At 72.5% G+C, this 20,184-nt stretch carries 18 protein-coding genes; 6 read left to right on the plus strand and 12 right to left on the minus strand.

Annotated features, from left to right (window positions below; translation table 11 throughout):
- Positions 1–184: 184 nt before the first annotated feature.
- The 8 genes from FHR37_RS07485 to FHR37_RS07520 all read right to left on the minus strand — a co-directional run bounded on the left by FHR37_RS07485 (position 185) and on the right by FHR37_RS07520 (position 9,642).
- The gene (locus FHR37_RS07485) at positions 185–1,534 is read right to left on the minus strand and encodes an ABC transporter substrate-binding protein (protein WP_092884929.1); all 1,350 of its coding nucleotides are present in this window, start codon (positions 1,532–1,534) and stop codon (positions 185–187) included.
- Between the two features lie 44 nt (positions 1,535–1,578).
- On the minus strand, positions 1,579–2,475 hold the full coding sequence (locus FHR37_RS07490; protein WP_237768911.1) for a carbohydrate ABC transporter permease: 897 nt from the start codon (positions 2,473–2,475) through the stop codon (positions 1,579–1,581).
- Between the two features lie 44 nt (positions 2,476–2,519).
- Complete coding sequence (locus FHR37_RS07495) at positions 2,520–3,479, minus strand: carbohydrate ABC transporter permease (protein ID WP_237768910.1); 960 nt, start codon at positions 3,477–3,479, stop codon at positions 2,520–2,522.
- 179 nt (positions 3,480–3,658) lie between these two features.
- Positions 3,659–4,684 carry a DMT family transporter gene (locus FHR37_RS07500; RefSeq protein WP_237768909.1) on the minus strand — a complete coding sequence of 342 codons (1,026 nt, stop codon included), beginning with the start codon at positions 4,682–4,684 and terminating at the stop codon, positions 3,659–3,661.
- Positions 4,681–5,610: a deoxyribonuclease IV gene (locus tag FHR37_RS07505; protein WP_092884927.1), complete on the minus strand. Its 930-nt coding sequence runs from the start codon at positions 5,608–5,610 to the stop codon at positions 4,681–4,683. Before FHR37_RS07505 ends, FHR37_RS07500 begins: the two co-directional genes overlap by 4 nt.
- A gap of 12 nt (positions 5,611–5,622) precedes the next feature.
- Positions 5,623–6,540 carry a GNAT family N-acetyltransferase gene (locus FHR37_RS07510; protein ID WP_092884925.1) on the minus strand — a complete coding sequence of 306 codons (918 nt, stop codon included), beginning with the start codon at positions 6,538–6,540 and terminating at the stop codon, positions 5,623–5,625.
- Positions 6,541–6,633: 93 nt separating this feature from the next.
- Positions 6,634–8,622: a Stk1 family PASTA domain-containing Ser/Thr kinase gene (gene pknB, locus FHR37_RS07515; protein WP_237768908.1), complete on the minus strand. Its 1,989-nt coding sequence runs from the start codon at positions 8,620–8,622 to the stop codon at positions 6,634–6,636.
- Positions 8,623–8,820: 198 nt separating this feature from the next.
- Positions 8,821–9,642, minus strand: coding sequence for a class I SAM-dependent methyltransferase (locus tag FHR37_RS07520; RefSeq protein WP_092884923.1), 822 nt, complete (start codon positions 9,640–9,642; stop codon positions 8,821–8,823).
- A 76-nt stretch (positions 9,643–9,718) separates the two neighbouring features.
- On the opposite strand from FHR37_RS07520, the gene FHR37_RS32960 reads away from it, so the two are divergent.
- The 3 genes from FHR37_RS32960 (at position 9,719) to FHR37_RS07535 (ending at position 11,988) form a co-directional block, all read left to right on the plus strand.
- Positions 9,719–10,975, plus strand: coding sequence for an NAD(P)/FAD-dependent oxidoreductase (locus tag FHR37_RS32960; protein ID WP_175542610.1), 1,257 nt, complete (start codon positions 9,719–9,721; stop codon positions 10,973–10,975).
- Positions 10,972–11,412: an Rv2175c family DNA-binding protein gene (locus FHR37_RS07530; RefSeq protein WP_237768907.1), complete on the plus strand. Its 441-nt coding sequence runs from the start codon at positions 10,972–10,974 to the stop codon at positions 11,410–11,412. The genes FHR37_RS32960 and FHR37_RS07530 overlap by 4 nt, the downstream gene beginning before the upstream one ends.
- Before the next feature lie 150 nt (positions 11,413–11,562).
- Complete coding sequence (locus tag FHR37_RS07535; RefSeq protein ID WP_092884922.1) at positions 11,563–11,988, plus strand: barstar family protein; 426 nt, start codon at positions 11,563–11,565, stop codon at positions 11,986–11,988.
- A gap of 72 nt (positions 11,989–12,060) precedes the next feature.
- Here the strand turns inward: FHR37_RS07535 and FHR37_RS07540 are convergent, their stop codons facing one another.
- Positions 12,061–13,257, minus strand: coding sequence for a polyprenyl synthetase family protein (locus FHR37_RS07540; RefSeq protein ID WP_237768906.1), 1,197 nt, complete (start codon positions 13,255–13,257; stop codon positions 12,061–12,063).
- Positions 13,258–13,306: 49 nt separating this feature from the next.
- On the opposite strand from FHR37_RS07540, the gene metF reads away from it, so the two are divergent.
- Complete coding sequence (metF, locus tag FHR37_RS07545; RefSeq protein WP_092884920.1) at positions 13,307–14,230, plus strand: methylenetetrahydrofolate reductase [NAD(P)H]; 924 nt, start codon at positions 13,307–13,309, stop codon at positions 14,228–14,230.
- An 89-nt stretch (positions 14,231–14,319) separates the two neighbouring features.
- Here metF and FHR37_RS07550 read toward each other — a convergent pair whose 3' ends face one another.
- The 3 genes from FHR37_RS07550 to FHR37_RS07560 all read right to left on the minus strand — a co-directional run bounded on the left by FHR37_RS07550 (position 14,320) and on the right by FHR37_RS07560 (position 18,093).
- Complete coding sequence (locus FHR37_RS07550) at positions 14,320–15,696, minus strand: phytoene desaturase family protein (protein WP_092884918.1); 1,377 nt, start codon at positions 15,694–15,696, stop codon at positions 14,320–14,322.
- 27 nt (positions 15,697–15,723) lie between these two features.
- A complete protein-coding gene (locus FHR37_RS07555; protein WP_237768905.1) occupies positions 15,724–16,398 on the minus strand; it encodes a DUF4126 domain-containing protein in 675 nt (224 codons plus the stop codon).
- 288 nt (positions 16,399–16,686) lie between these two features.
- Complete coding sequence (locus tag FHR37_RS07560; RefSeq protein WP_175542609.1) at positions 16,687–18,093, minus strand: MFS transporter; 1,407 nt, start codon at positions 18,091–18,093, stop codon at positions 16,687–16,689.
- 558 nt (positions 18,094–18,651) lie between these two features.
- Between FHR37_RS07560 and FHR37_RS07565 the strand changes: the two genes are divergently transcribed.
- Together FHR37_RS07565 and FHR37_RS07570 are read left to right on the plus strand one after the other, a co-directional pair.
- Positions 18,652–19,146, plus strand: coding sequence for an SAV_6107 family HEPN domain-containing protein (locus FHR37_RS07565; RefSeq protein ID WP_175542608.1), 495 nt, complete (start codon positions 18,652–18,654; stop codon positions 19,144–19,146).
- 110 nt (positions 19,147–19,256) lie between these two features.
- The gene (locus FHR37_RS07570) at positions 19,257–20,066 is read left to right on the plus strand and encodes a methyltransferase domain-containing protein (protein ID WP_237768904.1); all 810 of its coding nucleotides are present in this window, start codon (positions 19,257–19,259) and stop codon (positions 20,064–20,066) included.
- Positions 20,067–20,184 lie beyond the last annotated feature (118 nt).

Raw genomic sequence — 20,184 nt, forward strand, 5'->3', positions numbered from 1 at the left:
CAGGCGAGCACAGCCGGACCTGTCCCAGTCGCTGTACGCCGTACTCTCCCGGTCCAACGGCGGTCGGCACCCGAAACGGCGGGGCGGTCGGACCGTAGGCCCGACCGCCCCGCCGTTCTCGTCGTCAGCTCCTCAGCGGGCGGGATCGCCGCCGGCAAAGGTGTTCGCGGGTTCCGCCGTTCCGCTACTCCGGGTGGGAGGGCAGCTTGAACGGGCAGAACTGCTTCATCTGCGGACCGGCCCGGTCCTGCGCGATCGACAGCGCCTCCTTCGGCGTGGAGTCGCCGAGGAGCACCGCCTGCTGCGCGGCGTCCATGGAGTCCGAGATCTGCGCGCCCACCGGCAGCGGCGGCCGCGAGGTCGTGAACTTCACCATGCTCGGGAAGATGCCCTGGTCGCCGGTGACGCTCTTGTCGTCGACCAGGCTCTGCCAGGTCGGGATCTTGCTGGCCGACTTGGCGTAGATGCGCTGGCCCTGCTCACCGGCCATGAACTTCATGAACTTCCAGGTGAGGTCCTGGTTCGGTGCGCCCTTGGGCATGGTCAGCGCGAAACCACCGGCCCAGGTCAGCGGCTTGTCGCCCTTCTTCGGCACCGGCAGGTAGGTCACGCCGTAGTCGAGTTTCGGGGCGTACTCCTTGATGCTGCCGACCGACCAGTTGCCGTCGACGGCCATCCCGATGTGGCCGGTGTAGAACGGCGACTGGGTGGGCGGCTGGTTCGGCGGCCGGTAGGTCGCGAGGAACGTCTGCACCCGGGAGTAGTCGAACTCCTTGGCCCAGTCGGCGAAGTCCTGCATCGCCTTGGTCCACCCCGGGCTGTTCAGGGTGAGCTCGCAGGTCTTGTCGTCGAACCACTGCGCCCGGTTGATGATCGCCCAGGTGGCGTGGAACGCCTGACCGTCCCAGGGGATGAAGCCCATCCGGGTGTAGTTCCCGCGCTTGTCCTTCTTGTCCATCTTCTTGCCGAGGGCGACGACCTCGTCGATGGTCGGCGGGCCGTTCTTCGGGTCGAGCACCGCCGGGTCGATGCCGGCGTCGCGCATGGTCTTCTTGTTGTACATCAGCCCGCGCACGTCGGTGTCGAACGGCAGCGCGTACATGTCGCCCTTGTACGTCGCCTCGTCCGCGGCGTACGGGAGGTACTTGCTGCGGAGGTTCTCCCCGTCCTTGTCAATGCGCGGTTGCAGGTCCTCGAACAACCCGACCGAGGCCGCCTGCGCGGTGGTGAACCGGTCGATGATGTAGACGTTCGGCGGGGTGTTGCCGCGCACCGCGGCGATCAGTGCCGCGGAGTCGCCGGTGAACTGCCCCGACTTCGGCACGATCTGCACCGTGACGCCGGGGTTGGCCTTCTCGAACGCGTCGATGACGAGGTTCTGCGCCTTGAGTTCGCGTTCGCCCCCGAGCTGGGTCCAGACCAGCAGCTTGCGGTCGGAGGAGTTTCCCGAGCACGCACCCGCCGTACCTGCCACCAGCGCCATGGCGAGCACGGCGAGGACGACCCTTCGGATACGACGTGGTCGCGACCTCATGTCTGCCCGTCCTGTCGGTGTCTTCTCGTTCGGCGTCGTCTCGCTCACTTGAAGCTCCCGAGGGTGATGCCGCGGATGAAGTACTTCTGCGCGGCGAAGAAGAGGATCACCAACGGCGCGAGAATCATCAACGACGCGGCCATCAGCAGGTTGAACTGCACGTCGTGGGTGCTGCGGAACGCCTGGATGCCGATGGCCAGCGTCTGCTTGGCCTCGTCCTGCAGGTAGAGCAGCGGCCCCAGGAAGTCGTTCCAGGCGCCGACGGCGGTGAAGATGGCCACCGCCGCGACCGCGGGCCGGGCCATCGGGAACACCACCTGCCACAGGATCCGCGCCTCGCTCGCACCGTCGATGCGCGCCGCGTCCAGGTGCTCACGCGGAATCTGCAGCAGGAACTGCCGGAGCAGGAAGATGAAGAACGCGCTGCCGAGGAAGTTCGGGACGACCAGCGGCAGCAGGGTGTTGATCCAGTGCAGCCAGGCGAACAGGTCGAACGTCGGGATGAGCGCGATCGGGAACGGAATGAACAGCGTGGCGAGCACGATGTAGAAGAGTTTGTCCCGCCCGCGCCACTCCAGGCAGGAGAAACCGTAGGCGACGATCAGGTTGGAGACGATCGAGCCGATGACGCTGAGCACGGTGATGAGCAGCGAGTTGCCGAAGTACGTCGCGAACGGGAACGCCTTGAACGCCTCGACGTAGTTGTCCCAGTGCAGCACCTGCGGGAACAGCGTCGCCGGGGTGATCCCCAGCTCCTCGTTGGACTTCAGCGAGGTGATGATCATCCAGTAGATCGGCAGCAGGAACAGCACCGACATCGCGACCAGGAAGACCCGGACGCCGATGCGGTCTCCCAAGGTGCGCCACGTGCGCTCCCGGGCCGACATCACTGGGCCGGCGCCGCCGAGGCGCGCGCCGGGTGTATCGGTTTGTGTGGTCATGGAAAGTCCTTCGCAGCGTCGGGAAACGTGTTGGGAGCCCGCGGTCAGGAGGCGACTTCGTAGTTCACGAAGCGTCGCGAGACCTGGTAGACGAGCAGGGCCAGCACGACCCCGATGAGGAAGAGCACGACCGCGAGCGCCGACGCGTAGCCGAGGTCGGCGTAGCTGAACGCGTTGCGGTACAGGTAGAGCATGTAGAACAACGTGCCGTTGTTCGGCCCGCCGCCGGTGAGGATGTAGGCCTGGGTGAACACCTGCAGACCACCGCTGATCCCGGTGATGAGGTTGAACAGGATCGACGGGGTGAGCAGCGGCAGCGTGATGCGGAAGAACGACTGGAGCGAGCTGGCGCCGTCGATGCGGGCGGCCTCGTACAACGTCTGCGGGATGTTGTTCAGGCCGGCCAGGTAGATGAGCGCCGCGTTGCCGGCGCCGAGCTGGGCCATCGCCACGATGACGATCTTCGCCGTGGTCGGGTCGCCGAGGAAGTCGCGCTCCTGGCCGCCGAAGAACGCGATCGCCTGGTTGACGATGCCGGTGCCGGGGTTGACCAGCACGATGAAGATGAACGACATCGCGAAGACGGGCGCGAGCGAGGGCAGATAGAGGACGGTGCGGTAGACCGCCACCTCACGGACGCTGCGGTTCATCGCCAGCGCGAGCAGCAGGGCCACGACGAGCCCGACCGGCACCGCCCAGCCGGAGTAGAACAGCGTGTTGAAGATGGACGTCCAGGCCAGCGGGTCCTGGAACAACCGGGTGTAGTTGCTGAGTCCGACCCACAGCGGGGTTTGCATGCCGCTGTACTTGGTAAGGCTGATGATCAGCGAGTAGAAGATCGGGAAGACCACGAACGCGAGGGTCCCCACGATCCACGGGCCGATGAACACCAGCCCTTTCCTGAGATTGGCCTTGTCGCGCGGGGTCCAGCCCGGCCGCGACGAGGTGCTGCTCCGCCGGGCCGGCGAGCCGGTGTCCAGCGAGTCCTGCGTGCTTACTGACAAGGTGATGCCTCCGGTGAGTAAGGATGACGCCGAACCAACGACCTCCTTCCGGACACGCCCCGGCGGGCAGTTCTGCGGTCAGTTCTGGGAACGTTCCCAGGTGATGATCACGTAGATGCTGGCGCAGATGCTAGGGCACCGGAAGGCGTTTACCGACTCGCCCCCGTAACACCTCGGTCTCAAACCGGCAGGTGGGGAGTCTCCGCCGGGAGACGGCGCCTCGGCGCGAGTTCGGCGGTGTACATCGCGGCCAGAATAAGTCCGCCTCCGGCCACCATCCGGACGGTCGGGGACTCCCCGCCGAACACCAGCGCGAACGCCGACGCCCACACCGGTTCCATGCACATGATGACCGCGGCCCGGGTCGGCGGCAGGTGTGCCTGCGCCCAGGTCTGGGTCACCAGTGCGAACGCGCCCGCGATCAGCGCCATGTAGAGCAGGGCGATCCAGTCGCCGGTCCGGTCCGGCACGGTGATCCCGCCGGGAGCGGCCGCGATGCCGCACACCACCGCGATGACGCCGAGCTGTACGACGGACAGCCCGAACGCGTCCCGCAGGCTGGTCCACGCGCCGAGCGCCACGATGTGCAGCGCGTACAACCCCGCGGACAGCAGCGTCAGCAGCTCACCGGGTCCGAAGGCGAACCCCCGCAGGGCGAGGACGGCCAGCCCGGCGGTGGCCAGTGCCACCGCGATCCAGGTGGCCCGCCCGATCCGGTGGCGGAGCAGCACCCCGGCCAGCACCGGCGTGAGGACGACGTACATCCCGGTGACGAACCCCGACACCGACGCCGAGGTGTGCGCCAGCCCTTCGGTCTGGGCGATCTGGGCAAGTCCGTAGAGCAGACCGAGCACGGCGCCCCGCCGCCACGCGACCGCACCGAGGCGGGCGAGCGTCGGCGCGGCGAACACCCCCAGCACGACGGCGGCGATGGCGAACCGCACGGCGAGGAAGTCCGGCACCGGCACCCGGGTGACCACGTCCTTGATGAGGAAGAACGTCGACCCCCAGGAGGCGGTGACCGCGAGCAGTCCGATCACGGCCAGCTTCGGCACCGCGCTTCCGTGCCCGCCCTCGGGATGCTCACCGGGCCGGCCGGTGTGGGAGGACGGCGCGTCGACGGAACCAGCGTTGCCGGTGTCGCCTGTGTTGCCGGTGTTGCCCGCGTTGCCCGCGCTGCCGGTGTGGCGGATGTCGCCGCTCACCGTCCCCTCGCACGTTTGAGCGCGGCGATGTCCTCACGGGACGCCTCGACGCCGCCGGGGGTCTCCACGACCACGGGCACGCCCGCCACCGCCGGATGGCGCAGCAGTTCCTCGAACGCGCCCGCGCCGATGTGTCCCTGGCCGATGCGCTCGTGCCGGTCGCGGAAGCTGCCGCGCGGATCCTTGGAGTCGTTGGCGTGCACCAGTCTCAGCCGGTCGGCGCCGGCCAGCGCGACCAGCCGGTCCAGGGTCGCGGTCGTGCCGCCCGGTGTGTCCAGCGGCGCTCCGGCCGTGAACACGTGGCAGGTGTCCAGGCAGATCCCCAGCCGTGGATGGTCGTCGAGCGCGGCGAGGTAGGCCGGGAGGTCGTCCACCCCCGAGCACAGCGACTGGCCCTGGCCGGCGGTGGGTTCGAGCAGGAGCGTGGGAGCGCCGTCGGGCAACGCGTCCAGGATCGGCAGCAGCGACTCGCGTACCTGCCGCATCGCGACCTCGCGGCTGCCCTCGGCCACACCCGAACCCGTGTGCACGACGACACCTTCGGCGCCGATGGCGTACGCCCGGACGAGGTTGTGGGCCACGATGTCTGCCGAGCGTTCGAGGGTGGCGGGTGTGGGGGAGCCGAAGTTCACGAGGTACGGCGTGTGCACGAACACGCGGATCCCGGCGTCCGCGCACCGGGAGCGGAACGCCTCGTCCTGCTCGGGATCTCCGGCGGCGCGTGCCCAGCCGCGCGGGTTGCCGACGAAGACCTGCAATGCCTCCGCGCCGATGTCGACGGCCGTACGGAACGCACCCCTGACCAGCCCGGCGCCCACCGGAAGATGGCTGCCGATCGGCGGGACGGGCCGCCGCGCGCGGGCTCTGGGGCCCCGCGCGGTCGCCGCGGCGCGGGCCGGTGCGCTCGGGCGAGCTGAGGATGCCACCGGCCCACCATCTCAGACGTCTGCGCCGCTCCGACTGCCCAGGTCACGCCGCTGGTCCGCACCCCATGCCAGCGTGCAGGTGCGGGCCAGAGTGGCGAAGCCGAGGGTCCGGTAGAGCCGCCGCGGCGCCGGATACGCATCGTCGCCCCGCGGACCTACGACCGCCTGCGTGGCGCCCAGCTCCCGGGCCTTCGTCATCACCGCGACGCAGACAGCCTGGGACAGACCGCGCCGGGCATGCTCCGGGCTCGTGCCGACCGGCTCGAAGAGGACGCTTCGGGAGCGATCGTCGTACCAGCCAAGTGCGAATGCCGCCGGGCTGCCGTCCGGTGCCATGACCACGAGGTCGAGTTCGGGCCGATAGAGGGTGACGGCCTTCATCGCTTCGTACTTGTCGAGCGTGAAGCCGCTATGAGGCTCATCGCCGGTCACCGGCAGGCCGAGTAGGTCCTTGATGCGAGCTGGTGCCCAGGCGCGGCGGTGTGCGTCGACGCGGGCGTGTTCTCCGGCTTCCTCGGCAGCCAGGATGCTGTACCCGGGTAGCAGGGGCAGGCTCGGCAGCTGGTCGAGACCACGATGCTGGAGGAGGAAGAACGGCCCGCCGAGGTCATGCGCGCCGGCCGCGCGAAGCGTGTCCGCCATCGGTGAGTCCGTCACCAGGCTGATCGAACCGCGAGGCGCATGCGAGCGGATCCCGTCGAACGCGCGGCGCCGTTCGTCCGGCGACAGGTCGGGAGAGAAGTGCCCCTCGGCCTCCCCCTCGTCGTCGTGGTGCCACACCTCGGCGAACCAGCCATCGCCGTCGAGGGTCGCGTCGGCGGGTGGGGCGCCGTCGCACCCACTGCCGTGCCAGGCCACATTGCCCGCGTGCAGTTGCTGAGTAGGGACCCAGGTGCGGGTGACGAGAGCGATACGGGCGTCGAGATCCATGGGCTCACCCAAGCAGTCAACCTGTCGTTGGCGCACCCGCGTTGCCGGAGCCGCCGCGGAGAGCGGCTGGTCGGCCGGTGGCTCGGGGTCGGCTCAGACGATGTCCAGGACGATCACCGAGCCGACGCGCGCCCGGGCGTTCCCGGCCGGCGTCTGGGTGACGACGACGTTCAGCCCGACGTAGACGGGGTTGCGCTTCACCTGCACCCGGAAACCGGCGTCGGTGAGCGTCTTCTGCGCCTGGGGCACCGGCATCCGCGCCACCGGCGGGACGGGGACGAACTCCGGCCCCTTCGACACCGCGATCCGCACCGTGTCGCCCCGGAAGACCCGGCCGGGCTGGGGCTGCTGATCGATCACCTGACCGGCCGGCACCTGGTCGGAGAACGCGTCCACCCGGGTGACCTTCAACCCCAGCGCGGTGAGCGTGGTGTTGGCCGCGGCGAACGGCATCCCGGCCACCGGCGGCAGGTCGACCGGCTCCCGGCCCTTGCTGACGACCAGCGTCACCTCGCCGTCCCGCCGCAGCGGCGTGCCGGCCTCGGGGGAGGAGGAGATGACCCGGCCGGCGCCGATGGTGTCGCTGAAAGCCGTCTGCACCTCCTCGACCCGCAGCCGGGCCTCACCGAGCAGTTGCCGGGCGCGGTCCTCGGACGTGCCGGCGAGCCGGGGCACGTCGTGCACCTCCGGCCCCAGGGACATCCACACCTGCACCGGCCCGCCGCGCCAGGTGCGGGCGCGCGGCTCCGGCGCGGCCCGCACGACGTGGCCCTTGCGTACGTCCTCGCTGTAGACCTCGCCCGCGACCACGAACTTCACCCCGGACTCCTGGGCCAGGCCGGGCAGCTTCTTCTGGGCCACGTCGACCACCGGCGGCACCCTGGTGAACGGGCCGATGCCGGCGGCCCAGCAGGTGAGCCCGCCGGCCAGCAGGAGGGCGGCGACCAGGCCGCCCACGAGCGGCGCCCGCAGCCACCACGCCCGGCGGGGCGGCTCGGGCTCGTCGGTGTCGGGCACGTCCGCGTAGTCGGCCGGCCGCCCGTCGTCGAGCCGGTCCGGACGGAGCGCGACCGCGGGCGCCAGCGCGGCCGCCGAGGCGGCCCGGATCTGTTCCAGCGGCGCGATCAGGGTGTGCTCGGTGGGCGGCTCCGCGGGCCGCCGGAACGCGGTGAGGTCCTGGGTCAGCTCCGGGTCGTCCACGCCGTCGCGCAGCGCGGTGCGCGCCCGGCGGACGTGACGGAGGAAGACCCGGGCGTCGGCGGGCCTGACCGCGGGGTCGCGGGCGGTCGCCCGCAGCACCAGGGCGTCCAGGAAGGCGGGGATGCCGGGGACGGACTTCGACGGCTCGGGTACGTCCTCGTTGACGTGCTTGTACGCGATCTGGATGGGCGAGTCGCCCTCGTGCGGCTTGGAGCCGACCAGCATCTCGTAGACCATGATCCCGGTCGCGTAGACGTCGGCGCGGGCGTCGGCGGTGCCGTGCGTCACCTGCTCGGGCGCGAGGTAGGACACCGTGCCCATCAGCAGGCCGTGGGTGGAGGTGTTGGTGGCCGCGGACACCGCCCGGGCCAGCCCGAAGTCGGCGACCTTCACCACGTCGCCGTGGTCGCCATGGTTGCCCTGGTCGCGGCGGCCGAGCAGGACGTTCTCCGGCTTGACGTCGCGGTGCACGATGCCCGCCTCGTGGGCCGCGGCGAGCGCCTGCAGCACCTGGTCGAGCAGTTCCAGCGTCCGCTCCGGCGAGAGTGGCCCCTCGTCGTACAGCGCGTCCCGCAGCGTGCGGCCGGCGACGTACTCCATCGTGAGGTACGGCGTCCCGTCGTCGGCGCCCTGGTCGAACACCGCCACCACGTGCGGGTGGGACAGCCGCGCCGCGGACCGTGCCTCGCGCTGGAAGCGCCGGACGAAATCGGCGTCCTCGACCAGCCCGGCGTGCAGGATCTTGACGGCGACGGTGCGGTCGAGACGGGTGTCGACGGCCTCGTAGACCGTCGCCATGCCGCCTCGGGCGACGCGTCGTCCCACGCGGTACCTGCCGTCGAGCAGGCGACCGACCAGGGGATCGCTGACCGTGACGTCCACGCAGGGGCCTCGCTGAGATGGCGGTTAGGACGACTCGAGTGTAAAGACCTCAGGTGAGAAGGGCGGCAGGCCGCGCCGACTGCCCGCAACACCCGGCCTCGCCCGAGCTCGCCGCCATCGCCCCGCCGCGTCCGTCATCTCCCCACGCTGTGTCGTACGCCACCACGACGTTCGGCACCGCCGCCCACGCCTCGGGCGTCACGCGACGGCGGTCAGTATCCCGGTGTGGCCGGTCAGCACGAACGCGCCGGCCCGGTCGACCTCGGCCTGGATTCGGTCGGACGCGGCGGACCGGAAGTCCGCCCAGGTCAGGCCCTTCGGCAGCGCCCGGGCCTGTTGCCCGCGGGTGCTGTGCAGGTAGGCGAGGACCGGCCCGGCCTCGGGTACGGCGATCTCGTACCGGTGGTCGTGCACGTCGACCGTGCCGAACACCTCCCGCACCAGCGCGGCACCCAGTTCGAGGTCGAAGCGGGAGTCGCCCCGGTCGTACGGCGGCGGATCGGCGACGCCCAGGTCCCGCAGCGTGTCCGTCCACAACCGCGCCCACTGCGGCTTGTCGCCGGCACCGTTCGTGCTGGCCACCAGCCGCCCACCCGGTCGCAGCACCCGGCGCAGCTCGCGCACCGCGTTCGCCGGGTCGGCCGCGTAGTAGAGCATGTGCATCGCCAGCGCCGCGCCCACCGACCCGTCGGCGAACGGTAGCCGGTCCACCTCGCCCACCACCTCCGGCGCCAGCCCGGCCGAGAGGTCGACGGGGACCACCCGCAGGTCGGGCCGGTCCGCGCGCAGCCGCCGGGTCAGCGCGCCGGTGCCCCAGCCCACGTCCAGTACCGGTCCCGGCCCGGGCAGCCCGCGCAGCCTCTCCAGGACTGTCGCGCCGAGATCGAGCCGCGGCCGCTGCCATTCGTAGAGGGAGATGCGGTCGGACAGCCGGGAGTCGTCGGCGTACTCCTCACCGGTGAGCACGCCCCGGTCGGCTGCTGCGCCGACGGTCCGGCCGGACTTCGCGTCGGGGGTCATCGGCCCAGGGTAGGCGCGTTCGCACACTTCGGCGCCGAACGAGCGCGCCGGCCGGCCGACGCTAGGGTCGGGAATCGTGGAACGAGTCGTGGTGGTGGGAGCCGGGCTGGCCGGACTGCGCACGGTGGTCGGCCTGCGCGAGCAGGGGTACGCCGGTGAGCTGACGCTGGTCGGTGCGGAGCCGCGGGGACCCTACGACCGGCCGCCGCTGTCGAAGGCGATCCTGTCGGGGAAGTCCGACGACTCGGCGCTGCCGTTCGATCCGGACAGGCTGCGGGTGGACTTCCGCCCCGGCGTACGCGCGACCCGGCTGCGCGGTGACGTGGTGGAGACGGCAGGCCCGGGCGAGACGTCCGGCCCGGACCTGGACTTCGACGGGCTGGTGCTCGCCACCGGCGCCGAGCCGGTCGTGCTGCCCGGCGAGGGCGCCCGCTACCTGCGTACCCACGAGGACGCCCACGCGCTGCGGGCGGCACTGCGGCCGGGCGCGACCGTGGTCATCGTCGGGGCCGGGTGGATCGGTGCTGAGGTGGCCACCGCCGCGAGGACGGTCGGCTGCCGGGTCACGGTCGTGGAGCAGGCGCCGACCCCGGTCGCGCACGCGTTGCCGCCACAGGTCGGGCGGCACCTGGCGCCGTGGTACGCCGAGGCCGGGGCCGATCTCCTCCTCGACCACCGGGTCGCCGGCGTCGGGCCGAACGCCGTCCAGTTCGCCGACGGCACCACCCTGCGCGCGGACGTCGTACTCGTCGGTGTGGGGGTGCGGCCGGCCACCGGCTGGCTCGCCGGCTCCGGCCTGGAACTCGACCGCGGCGTGGTGGTCGGCGCCGACCTGGCCGCCGGCCGGCCCGGCGTGTACGCGGTGGGTGACGTCGCCGCCCGCTGGTCGCCGCGCTACGGCACGCGGGTGCGCGGCGAGCACTGGGACGACGCGCTGCGCGCACCGGCGGTCGCGGTCGCCAACCTGCTCGGTGGCGCCCAGACCTACGACCCAGTCCCGTACGTCTGGAGTGAGCAGTTCGGGCGGATGGTGCAGTACGCCGGCCTCCCCGCCGCGGGACTGCCGGTCGCCGGACCCTCCGCCGAATCCCACGCCGGACCGGACCTGCCGGGCACCCGGCTGGTGTGGCGCGGTGACCCGGCCGCCGACGCTCGCTGGTCGGTCTTCTGGCTCGGCCCGGACGCCCGGGTGGTGGCAGTCCTGGCCGTCGACCAGCCACGCGACTTCGTGGCCGGCCGCAGGATCGCCGAGTCCGGCGCGGCCGTCGATCCCGGGCTGCTGGCGGACCCAGCGGTTAGCGTCAAGTCGTCCGTGGCAGGCTCTGCAGGGTGAGCAAGAACGAGCCGATCACGCAGACGGACCCGTCGGAGCACGCCGAGCAGCCGGAGACGGCCGGGCAAACCGGGCAGGGGGGCCTGGCCGACGTCCACACCCTCGTACCGGAGTGGCTGAACGTCCCCGAGGTGGCCGAGCGCCTCGGCGTCAACGTCAGCCGGGTACGCCAGTTGCTGCGCGAGGGCGAGCTCATCGCCGTTCCGCACGGGGAGCGCGGCGCGTTGCACGTGCCCGCGGCGTTCCTCGACGGCGCCCACATCCTGAAGGGCCTCACCGGCACGCTCACCGTCCTGCGCGACGGTGGCTTCGACGCGGAGGAGACCGTGCGCTGGCTGTTCTCCGTCGACGACCGGCTGGACACCCGCCCGATCGACGCGCTGGCCGGCAACCGGATCAAGGAAGTACGCCGGCACGCACAGGTGCTCGCGTTCTAGGACGCCTACTTCGCAACCAGCCCGGGGACGCAACTCAGCCCCTGGGGTGCAACACCTCAGCGCACAGTCGGGTCGCGCCCAGGACCGAGGTGACCGGGCCCGGGATACACGCAGACCACGACATGCAGCAGAGCGCGAAAGGAGTCGCCGATGTCGCAGCTGGACCTGCTGCTGGCCGGTGAGCTCACCCCAGGCGTCTACCGCTGGCCGGCGGCGCCGCCCACCGTCAAGGTGAAGGGCGTCGTCGACCAGGAGGGCTGGCACTTCGTCGACCTGGACACCGCGACCGTGGTCGACAAGGCCGGGTTGCTGGACGCGGTCGCCAAGACCCTGGGCCTCCCGGCCTACCTCGGCCGCAGCTTCGACGCGTTCGCCGAGCTTCTTGCCGAAGTACGCGACGAGCACGGCGTGGTGGTGTGGTGGCAGGGCTGGGCGGGGCTCGCGCAGCTGAACCCGCAGGCGACCGAGCTCGCGCTGACGGAGTTCGCCACCCGTGCGGCCGACCGGGAGCAGGGCGTGCTGGCGGTGGTGGTCGCGGGCCCGGGCCCGGTGCTCGACGTATCCACCTGGGAGTGACCGGCCCGCACCTGGATGTGGCCGCACCGGGAGTGGTCCGCGCCCCGCGCGTCCGGCCGGCTGCCGGATGCGTCAGCCGGTGCGCTGGGTGGCGGCTCTGGCCAGTCCGGCAAGCGCGGCGCGGGCGTCGTCGGCTGTCAACGGCGCCTTGTCGAGGGCCAGTGACGCTTCCGCGGTGAGTTCGGCGATGAGGTGTTCGACCGCGGCCAGCGCACCGGTGGAGACGATGATGTCGCGGAGTTCGCCGACGCCCTGCGAGTCCAGGTCCGGGTCGCCGAACCACCGCTGGAAGCGTTCCACCTGTGCGGGGGACGCGGTCTCCAGGGCCTTGGCCACCAGCGCGGTCCGCTTGCCCTCGCGCAGGTCGTCGCCGGCCGGTTTGCCGGTGATCACCGGGTCGCCGAACACCCCGAGCACGTCGTCGCGCAACTGGAACGCCTCACCGAGCGGCAGGCCGTACGCGGAGTACGCCGCGAGCAGGTCCTCGCCGGCACCGGCGAGCGCACCGCCGAGGTGGAGCGGGCGTTCGATGGTGTACTTCGCGCTCTTGAACCGCACCACCCGCATGGCCCGGGCCATCGTCGTGTCGGCCGCGGACTGCGTCACCAGGTCGAGGTACTGCCCGGCCATCACCTCGGTGCGCATCGTGTCGAAGTAGCCGAGGGCCGGCAGCAGCCGCTCCGGCGGCAACCCGCACGTGCGCAGCATCTCGTCCGACCAGCACAGGCACAGGTCGCCGAGCAGCAGCGCACCGCCCAGGCCGAACCGCTCGCCCGGCCCTTCCCAGCCGCGTTCGCGGTGCTGGGCGGCGAACTGCCGGTGGATGGAGGGCCGGCCGCGCCGGGTGTCGGAGGCGTCCATCAGGTCGTCGTGCACGATCGCGGCGGCCTGCAGCAGCTCGAGCGACGCGGCGGCCACCATCATCCGCGGATCGTCAGGGTCGCCGCCGGCCGCTCGCCAGCCCCAGTAGGCGAACGCCGGCCGGAGCCGCTTGCCGCCCGCGACGAACTCCGCCACCAGGTCGCTCTGGATCCGGAGCTCGGCGTCCACGCCGGCCAGCTCGGCGGCGCGACCGGCGAGGAACTCCTCCAGCGCCCGGTCGACCCCGGCCCGCAGCGCGGCCAGGTCCGCCTCGGTCCCGGGCGGCCCGGGCGGCCCGGGCGGCCCGGGCGCGGGCGACTCAGGCGGCACAGCAAGATCATCGGCGGCCGGCGCGGTCCCGGCGGGGGTCTCGGCGTGGTCACGATGCGGCTGGGTGGTGTCCGGCACGCGCGCCAGCCTAGACGGGGCCGGGTGCGGCACCGCTAGCCTGGGCCGCATGGCTTCTGGGCCCGCGTCCTCCGCTCCCCGTCCGTCCCGAACCGTCCGTGAGCTGCTCGCGGGCGGTGATCGTTCGTATTCGTTCGAGTTCTTCCCACCCAAGACCGACCAGGGCGAGCTGCAGCTGTGGCGCGCCATCCGCGAGCTGGAGCCACTGTCGCCGACGTTCGTCTCGGTCACCTACGGTGCCGGTGGGAGCACCCGCGACCGCACGGTCCGGATCATCGCCCGGATCGCCAGTGACACGACGCTGACGCCGGTCGCCCACCTCACCTGCGTGGGGCACTCCCGCGCGGAGCTGCGTTCGGTGATCGGTTCGTACGCCGACGCCGGGGTCCGCAACATCCTGGCGCTGCGCGGTGACCCCGAAGGCGGGCCGAACCAACCCTGGATCCGGCACCCGGAGGGGCTCGACCACGCCGACGAGCTCGTCACGCTGGTCCGCGAGCTCGGTGACTTCTCCGTGGGCGTGGCGGCGTTCCCCGAGGGACACCCGGAGGCGGTCAGCCTGGACGCCGACGCGGAGTACCTCGCCGCGAAGGCGGCGGCGGGCGCGGACTTCGCGGTGACGCAGTTCTTCTTCGACGCCGACGACTACTTCGCGCTGCGCGACCGGGCGCGGAAGCTGTCCTGCGAGATCCCGATCATCCCGGGCATCATGCCGGTCACCAACGTCCGGCAGATCCAGCGGTTCGCGGCCCTGTCGGGTGCGGCGTTCCCGCCCGACCTCGCCGAACGCCTGCTGGCGGTCGAGGACGACCCGGCGGCCGTCCGCGCGATCGGGGTGGAGGCCGCCACGGAGCTGTGCCGGAAGCTCCTCGACGGGGGAGCCCCGGGCCTGCACTTCTACACCCTCAACCGGTCCACGGCGACCCGCGAGATCTACGCCAACGTGGTCGGCCCGGTCGCCCGCGCGTCCTGACCGGCTGTCAACCGGTGCTTGCGTACGGACGACGTCCGTACGCAAGCACCGGTTGACTCAGGTCACCACTCAGGGCCGGGGCCGCCAACTCAGGCGCGGCCGATCTCCTGGGCGACCGTCGCGGCGCCGAGCAGCACCAGCGGCACTCCCGGTCCGGGATGCGCCGTCCCGCCGACCACGAACAGCCCGCCGACGCCGGTGCGGTTGGCGGGTACGCCGAGGCCGCGCCACGCACCGCGCCAGGTGGGTCCGTACGCCGGGACCGGGGACTCGACCCGGGTGACGACGCGGTCCCGCAGGTCGAGGCCGCGTTCGGCGAGCAGGTCCAGCAGGTCCGGCACGCCCTCACGAGTGACCTCACCGGCCGCGTGCACGCTGACCGCCTGGTGCCCCTCGGGCGCGGCCCCCTCGTCGGCGGCGGCCCGGACCACGATCGGCGCACCGCCCTCGCCGGGCGCCGGATGCAGGACGGTCTCGAACGGCAGCACCGGCCCCGCATCCGCACGAACACCGACCAGCAGCCGGGACCGGGGCGGCGGAACGCGCAGCGACCGCGCACCGCGCCGCAGCGTCCCGGGCGGCCGCTCCAGCATCCGGTCGGTCAGCGTCCGTACGTCGACGTCGGCGACCACCACCCGCGCGGGCAGCGTCTCGCCGTCGGCCAGGCGTACGCCGGTCACCGCACCGCGGGCGTCGCCGGCCGCGTTCGGGTCCGTCGTCACCGCGACGACCTCGGCGCCCAGTCGCACCCGCACGCCGCGCTCGGCCAGGCGGTCGCGGAGGGCGGTGACGAGTTCGGTGAAGCCGCCCGGGAAGTACCACGACCCGAAGGTGCGCTCCACGTAGGCGGCCACCGCGGTCAACGCGGGCGCCCGGGAGGCCGGCACGCCACCGTCGGGCAGGGCGGCGTACTCCAGCACCTGCCGCAACCGCGGCTCGGCCAGCCGGGCACGGGTGAACCCGCGCAGCGACCGCCCGTATCCCAGCGTTCGCAGCCCGGCGGCGCCCAGCGACCGCCCACCGGTGAACGGCACCTCCAGCGCCCGGGTGCGCAGGACTTCCCACACCGGGGTCAGGTCGTCGACGGTGGTCTCCCATGCCGTCGCCGCGGCCGGGCCGAGCACCGCTTCGAGGGCGTCGCGCTGACCCGACCGGCTTTCCACCGGCAGGTCGAGAGCCGTCCCGTCGGCGAAGACGTGCCGGCGAGGAGTGGACACCGGCAGCAGGGTGCGTACGCGTTCCAGGGGGCGGCCGGACTTGCGGAACAGGTCGCGCACCGTCGCCGGCAGGGTCATCGTCGCCGGACCGAGGTCCCACCGGAACCCGCCGTGCTCCACACCCGCCACGGCGCCGCCGAGCCGGTCCGTCGCCTCGCACAGGCAGACTTCGTGACCCAGCTTGGCGAGCCGGGCCGCCGCCGCGAGTCCGCCGAGGCCGCCGCCGACCACCACCACCACCTGTGCCACGTCGCCAGACCCTAGCGTCCGGCGACGTCAGGGTTGCTCGAGGATCTGGTGCCGTCGTTCGCGCCATCGGCGGTATCCGCGACGGACCCGCCGGGTCAGGACCAGCGTCAGCAGTCCACCGCCCGCCAGGGTGCCGAGCACCAGCGTGAACGCCGTCCACGGCCAGGTCACCGCGAGGGCCAGGGCGCCCGCCACCGACAGGTCCTCACCCAGGCTGACCGCGACGTTGCTGACCGGCTCCGGTGAGGTGTGGACCGCGAACCGCAACCCCGTCTTGACAGCGTGGCTGGCCAGCGCGGTCGTCCCCGCCACGGTCGCCGACAGGGCCTGGTCGAGGTCGCCGGAATGCCCGGCGATCAGCAGCCCGAGGATCGCGCCGACCGTGGGCCGGATCGCGGTGGAGACCGCGTCCCAGCCGGAGTCGACGTACGGGATCTTGTCGGCCACGAACTCCAGCGCGTACAACCCGGCCGCGGCCAGCAGGACGTCGGTGCGTTCCAGGGCGGCCGGTATGCCCTCGACGCCGAGGAACCTGCCGAACAGGCCGAGGAGCAGGACCGTCGCGTAGGCGTTGACGCCGCTCGCCCAGCCGCTGGTGAACACCAGCGGAAGCAGTTCCACCTCGTCCCCTCTCGTCTCCTCGTCGCCGGTGGCCGGCCCGGACCGCACGCCGGCACTGCACGCCAGCACAGTGTCGCCCACGACCCCTGCCGAACGCGGCCGCCGGGCCGGACGGCCGCCGTGTCGGCGCCGTCTACCCAGGGCCGCTGGTGTCCGGCCCCCAGCGGACAGCCGGCACAGGAGTGGTGAGTACCTACGTGGGAATGAGTACGACGCCGGATGCTCGCGTCGGCCGGTCCGAGCCAGGATCTTTCCAACGCGTTCGGCGGTCTTTCAAGGCCGCGGACGCCCGCCACGGCGGTGGTCCTGGGCCCGGACCTTTCGCCGCCGCGGCGGGACGGCGCGGGTGGGCCCCCACGGGGGTGGGGCTCACCCTGCCGGCCGACGCTCCGCTTCCCGGCCGGCCATCCCAACCTCCGCCGGCCGTACTTCCGCCGGCAACGCCCCGGCAGGCCGTACCTCCGCCGGCAACGCTCCCGCCGGGCCAGGTACCCGCGGCGCCCCCGGACCGGCGATCGCCAGGTCGTTCACCGGCTCCGGCGTTGGTCGGCCCTCTTGGCGCGCGGCCGGATCCCGGCCGACCACGGCAGCCGCCGCGACCCCGGCGGCCACACCGGCCCCGACCAGCACCCCTCGACTCGACGTCGCCTGGGCGATCACCCCGGCGAGCAGAAGGGCCAGGGCCTGGCCGAGTTGCAGTGCGGTGTTGGCCAGGCCGACCACCCGGCCCCGGGCGCCGGCGGGCACCAGCCCGACGATGGCGGCCTGAAGCTGGGCGACGTGCCCCATCGCCAGACCGGCCAGCAGCAACGCCGCCACCACGAGCACAGCCGGCCCGGCCAGCCCCGCCGCCGCGATGCACAGCCCGACCGCGACCGCCCCCGGAGCCACCAGGCGTTCCCGCGTCGGTGTGGACATCCGCCCCACCACGAGCAGACCGACCGCGCTGCCCAGCGGCGGTGCCGCGAGCAGGATGCCCGCGCCCTGTTCGCCCAGCCGGAGTTCGGCTGCGAGCGGCAGGGCGAGTCCCTCCGCGGTGGCCAGGACCGTCGGCCCCAGGAACAGCAGGCAGAACAGGCTCGGCATCCGGGCGGTGTCCCGGACGACCCGCAGGCCCTGCCAGGTGTCGCGCAGGATCGGCTGACGCGTGCCCGCGGGACGGGCCGGCGCCGGCCGCGGCACGACGAACACCGCGAGCAGGACGGCGGAGACGGCGTACGCCAGTGCGTTGACACCGAGTGCCGCGGGCGAGCCGATGAGGACGACGACGAACCCGCCGGCCGCGAAGCCGATCACCTGGACGGCCTGCTGGCTGGTGGCGACCAGAGCGTTTCCGGCGGCGAACCGCTCGGTGGGCAGGACGTCGGCCAGGATCGCCGTCCGTGCGGCTCCGAACGGCACCCGGAAGAACTCCGCGAGCAGGAGCAGGGCGAGCGCCAGCGGAATGTTGTCGCCGAGGAACGCGATCAGCCCCGTGACCACGGCTCGTACGACGTCACACGTGATCAGGAGGCCGCGCCGGGGCAACCGGTCGGCCAGGGTGGACAGCACCGGGCCGCCCAGCAGGCCGGGCAGGTAGGTGACGGCGAACGCCACCGCGGCCAGGGCGGCCGACCGGGTGCGTTCGTAGACGAGGGCGGCCAGAGCGAACTTTCCCAGCTGACCGCCGATCCGCGAGGCGACGTCCGCGACGAACAGCCCCGAGAACTCGTGGTTTCGGAGCAGGCCGCGATAGCCGGTCTGGGCCGGCCCAGCGGACTCGTCGGTACCCCTCACCTTGTGCATCCTGCCGCAACAAAGACACTGTGCGTGCGACATTCTTCACAGAAAATCACCAAAGTTCGCCGCTGCCCGGATTCTGTCCCGTTGACGGCGGTCGCCGACCCGCCGCCCCCGGCGCTGACTGCACCCCGGCGATCGGCGTCGGCCGGGAGTGTCGGTGGTCACCGCAAGACTGGCGCCATGGCAGTACGTGGGTGTCACGCGAGGCTCCGCGCCACCTCGCCCGGGCGAACGCACCGGGTCCGGTTGACGGCGACGGCCCGGTGGGTTAACTTCTCTCGTAGGTCGAACGTATGTTCGAGCTGCCGATTCGGGGGAGCCGAGCGATCTCCCGAGTCGGTTCGCGAAGTCCGACGGGGGTGGCTCGTCCCTGCCCCCGCTGGATCGCCGTTGACCCCGGGCGGGACGCGCAGGGGCAGGGGAAAGCGTCCCGCCCGGTTCGGCGGCAGGCGAGCTCGGCGGCTCATCGGCGCCGGTGCCGACGGGCAGCACGCAGGCTCCGTCCCGGCCACGGCCGGGGTGGGCGCTCCGAGGCAACGGAAGGGCTAACTCATGCGCACACAGTCGAGTCCGTCGTTCCAGGCTCCACTCGGGCCGAGCGTCTTCGAGGCGCTCGACCGGGCCCGGGCGTCGCTGGCCGAGGCGCGGATGGCCGAGCTCGCGACCGAGCGCTACTCCGCCGCCCACATCGCCGCTCTGCGCACGGCGGCAGCCGTCCTGGCCGCGCGCACCGGGCCGGCCGTTCGCCGCGGTCGCCGCGACGCGTGGACACTGCTGGCCCGGGTCGCCCCGGAGCTCGCGGAGTGGGCGGCGTTCTTCGCCGCCGGAGCCGGCAAGCGCGCGGCGGCCGAGGCAGGACTCCCCAGAGCGGTGACCGACCGGGACGCCGACGATCTGGTCCGCGACGTCGAGCGCTTCATCGCGGTGGTCGAGGCAATGCTGGAGCTGCCGCACCAGCCCTCGCTGCCGCATCAGTCCGACCCGGCCGACGGCGATCGCCTGGGCCGGACGGGCCTACGGGTCCACGGCCCGGGGGCGGCCGCCTGACGAGTGGCGGGTTACCCGCGCGGATGAGCCACTCGCCTCACCGGCGCCCACGTCGCAACACCCCCTTAGGCTGGTGACGCCAGTCATCCAGCCCAGAGGAGGGCCGTTTCGTGCCCGAGCGCAGCCTGGACGTCGAAGGTGGCGCCGCTCACCGGGCCGCCGACTCCCTCAGCGGTTCGGCGCCCGGACGCCGCCGGTCGCTTCGGGACGAGGTGCTCGGACGCCTGGTCCGAGCAGCCCTCGACGACCAGGTGGCCAAGTCCGGCCGGTCTGCCCTCCGGGTGGTCGACGCCGGCGGCGGCACCGGGCACCTCGCGGTCCCGATCGCGCGCATGGGCCACCAGGTGACTGTCGTCGATCCGAGCCCCGACTCCCTGGCCGCGCTCGAACGCCGGGCCGCGGAGGCGCGCGTCACCGAAAGAGTCCAGGCGGTGCAGGGCGACGCGGTGGGCCTGCGGGACCTTCTCGGCGAGGAGACCACCGACCTGGTGCTCTGCCACAGCGTGCTGGAAGTGGTCGACGATCCGCAGGTGGCCGTGCACGAGATGGCGCGTGTGCTGCGGCCCGGGGGAGCGCTCAGCCTGGTGGCGGCCAACCGCTACGCCGCAGTGCTGGCCAAGGTCCTGGGCGGCCACCTCGACCAGGCGCGGGCGGCACTCGACGCCGCCGACGACCCGGTGGAGGCCGGCCCGACGCCGCGCCGCTTCACTCCCGAGCAACTACGCGATCTCGCCGAGAACGCCGGACTCGCGGTGGTCGATGAACGCGGCGTGAGGGTCTTCGCCGATCTGCTGCCGGCCGGCCTGGCCGACGAGCCCGGGGCGACGGCCGCCCTGCTCGACCTGGAGTCACAGGCCTCGGCACATCCGAAGTTTCGCGCCCTGTCCGCCCAGCTCCACCTGCTCGCCCGCAGGCAGTGATCCCGGCCGGCGGGCCTGAAGCCGCCGGCTCGGGTACGGTGTCGGTGGGAAGCATCGCTTCGAACGTCGCCATGCGGACAGAGGTCGTCGTAGCCGACTTTTACCCGCCGGTACCGTC

The sequence above is a fragment of the Actinopolymorpha cephalotaxi genome, assembly GCF_013408535.1.
Lineage (GTDB): Bacteria > Actinomycetota > Actinomycetes > Propionibacteriales > Actinopolymorphaceae > Actinopolymorpha > Actinopolymorpha cephalotaxi.